This window comes from Flavobacterium cryoconiti (assembly GCF_048158645.1).
Taxonomy (GTDB): domain Bacteria; phylum Bacteroidota; class Bacteroidia; order Flavobacteriales; family Flavobacteriaceae; genus Flavobacterium; species Flavobacterium cryoconiti.
Map to the genome: position 1 here is coordinate 1 of NZ_JBLNKW010000023.1, position 3,817 is coordinate 3,817.

Annotated in this window: 1 protein-coding gene; it reads left to right on the forward strand. The window is 32.9% G+C overall.

The features are described from left to right. Nucleotides 1-832 precede the first annotated feature (832 nt). Nucleotides 833-3,817 (forward strand): HYR-like domain-containing protein (locus ACM55H_RS17845; RefSeq protein WP_416837801.1); only part of this gene is annotated, 2,985 nt, incomplete at its 3' end.

Below are 3,817 nucleotides of genomic sequence, written 5' to 3' on the forward strand. Positions count from 1 at the left end.
ACAGGAAAAGGATATGGAGAAACACAACTCGTAAATAAATGTGCCGATGGGGTAAAATGTACGGAGGAAGAACATCAACTGAACAGACGAAGTGAATTTATTATTACGGCGCTGTAAGTCTATTTTCAAATTTAAAATTAAATCATATCTAATAATTATAAACCTCGGAAGTTTCACTTTCGAGGTTTATTTGTTTTAAATAGAAATTTTTTTAAGTTAAATTATCATCATCATTTTTATACAGTTCTCTATAAAAATCACCCCTTTAATTTTGTATAAATTTTAAATTAAGAAACACAATAAATATCTATCTATCCAATAAATTAAGTCAAATATTTAAAATCATTAAAGTTTTCCGCTATTTAAAAAATAAAACAATTGTTAAAATTTTAATATGAAAAACTAAATTTTTCTTAAAAAAATTACATTTAAACGAGTATTTGGGTTATTGATAGAAAAAAAAAATCAATACTACTAATTCTTTGTAATTTTAATTTTATATGGTAAAAATGTGTTTTTAAATACATTAAGATATAAAAGTTTATCAAGGAAAAAGAATAGTTTAAATCAAGAACAAGGCTTTAAACTATGAAAAATTTAGAATTAATTTAAATTTATAATTTTAAATTTTATTTAAATAATTTACAAGTTAAAACTGATTAAATAAAATTAAAAAAATGTTTATTGCATTTATATTGTAAGAAAACCTGTGTTTATATATTGTTTTTAAAACCAAGCGATTTTCTAAGTTTTTATTTTAATGAAAATTCTATTTTTTATATATCAAATACCACAAAATTAACTTTAGTAATAATTAATTAAAATTGATTGTATGAAAACAAAAATTACCCTTCTTTTACTAACTTTATTTATGTTTGTTGGTAATATATATTCCCAATTCGATACAAATCATCCTGATTTAAGATTATTTGGTTATAATTGTACTTCAAATAATGTAACTATTCAAAATGTTTATCTCAGTGCAAGCGTTAATGGAGTTCCTTTAGAAGATATTGTTCCCACATGTAACACTGGCGTTGATACTTACAATGTTGACATTTGGATGAATTACACTCAAAACCAAGCAAACAGCATAGATACCGCAAGACTATTTGCAACATTAACCATTAATGGTGTATCTACAGATATTAATAAATATTTAGGTACATTACCTTCAACAAAAAATTTACCTCCAGGTAAAATTAAGTTGACAACTCAAACGGTGTCTTGGGTATGTGGTCAGACTTTATCGTTTAATAATATACTAGTAGTATGGGCAGGAAATGGTATTGTTGACGGGACTACTTCTTACACTTCAAATACCTACAACAAAGCCCAATGTGAATTTGGAGCTTCAACTTATTTTGCTGCCCCTTTAGCTGTACAATTTACATATAAAGCTTGTAAAGTTGGTAATAATAATACTGTAAGCTTTACATCAACTACAAATGGTGGTACTGCTCCATACCATTATTCTTGGGATTTTGGAGACGGCTCACCTCTTTCTACATTAACAAATCCAACTCACATTTACACTTCTTCAGGAAAAACTGCTAAGTTGACTGTTACCGATTCAAAATTACCAACAGCAGTTTTTAACTCATATTCATTGCTAATTAATACTCCAAATGAACTTATACTAACTGAAAGTCATCAGAATTCTGATTGTAACGGTGCGGCAACAGGCTCAATAAATCTAGGCGTATCTGGAGGTTCTCCTTCTTACACTTATTCATGGACAAAAAATGGAACTCAATTTGCCACTTCAGAAGACTTAAGTACATTATCTGCTGGAACATATATAGTTACGGTTACTGACAGTAACGGTTGTATAAAAAATCTTACTATAATTATTAGTGGAGTCGATACAACCAAACCGGTAGTTCCTGTTTTGGCTAATGTAATCGGGCAATGTACTGCTACCGCTGCTGTTCCTGTAACTACCGATAATTGTTCTGGGACAATCACTGGAACAACATCCGATGCTTTAACTTATACTACTCAAGGAACGCACACCATTACATGGACCTTCACAGATGCCGTTGGAAATTTTTCTACCGCTACCCAAAATGTAGTCATTACCGATACAACAAAACCGGTAGTGCCTGTTTTGGCTAATGTAATAGGACAATGTACCGCTACCGCTACTGTTCCTGTAACTACCGATAATTGTTCTGGGACAATCACTGGAACAACTTCCGATGCTTTAACTTATTCTACTCAGGGAACGCACACCATTACATGGACCTTCACAGATGCCGTTGGAAATTTTTCTACCGCTACTCAAAATGTAGTCATTACCGATACAACCAAACCGGTAGTGCCTGTTTTGGCTAATGTAATAGGGCAATGTACTGCTACCGCTACTGCTCCTGTAACTACCGATAATTGTTCTGGGACAATCACTGGAACAACTTCCGATGCTTTAACGTATTCTACTCAGGGAACGCACACCATTACATGGACCTTCACAGATGCCGTTGGAAATTTTTCTACCGCTACTCAAAATGTAATTGTGGATGATGTAACTCCTCCTTCAATTACTACAACAGGTACTAACTTAACTATCAATTGTCCTGCAACTCCTGTATTCACAGTTCCTACAGCTACTGATAATTGCTCAACAGCTACTATCAATGTATTATCTGATGTAACATCTCCAGGTAATTGTGCAGGTTCATATAGCCGAACAATTACTTGGGATGCAACTGATGAAAGTGATAATCATAGTACAACAGTAAGTCAGACCATTACAGTTCAAGACATCACTGCACCAACTTTTACACCACCAGCAAATATTACAATAAATAGTGGTGAAAATTGTATTGCTAATACTAACCCAACTATAACTGGTAATGTAACTAACATAAATGATACATGCGATTCTAATCCAAAAACAACTTATATCGATACAGAATGTTTTGGAATCACAGAAAATAATGGATCAATAAATGCTGGAAATGGTAATTATTTTCCCTTTACTATTTCAGGATTTGATGATTTATCAGCAAGTAATATTGAAAAAATTGCTTTATCCTTTGAAACAAATCAAGGAAAAGGAAGAGCAGAATTCACTTTAGTTTCTCCTAGCGGACAAGGAGTGATATTAGTTGGTCCATATTGTACAGGTGGAAATTGTGATGATACTACATCGAGTTCACAAGAATTATATTTACCTGTATTTTATCCAAATAGCTCTGGATATACACAATGGGATAATAATAATTTGGTTCAAGTTGGAATTATTCAAAACTTTACTCCAAATGGAGGAACAACATCTCCAAATACAATTACTGGATTAACATCTTATGTTCCAAGTTTTGAAAATCTTACCGGACCAATGAATGGTACATGGTTTATTTATTCAAGAAAACAAGCAAATGTAAATGGAAGTATAGATTTTAACAGTATTTGTCTCACTCCGGCTAGTTCTTGTACAAGTAATAAAGTTATTACAAGAACATGGACTGTTACAGATGCCTGTGGCAATTTTTCTAAAGCAATTCAAACAATAAAAATTCAAGATAAAACTGCTCCGATATTGAGCGAAGCTCCTGCCGATGTAACCGCAGAATGTTCTGCAGTTCCTGCTGCAGCTACATTAACAGCTACTGATAATTGTGATGCGGTTCCTGTAGTGACTTTCAAAGAAGTTAGAACCGACGGAAATTGTGCCAGCAACTATACGCTAACCAGAACTTGGACTGCGACAGATGTTTGTGGAAACACTGCTTCTAAAGCACAGGTAATTACCGTTCAGGATAAAACTGCTCCGGTATTGAGCGAAGCTCCTGCCGATGTAACCGCAGAATGTTCT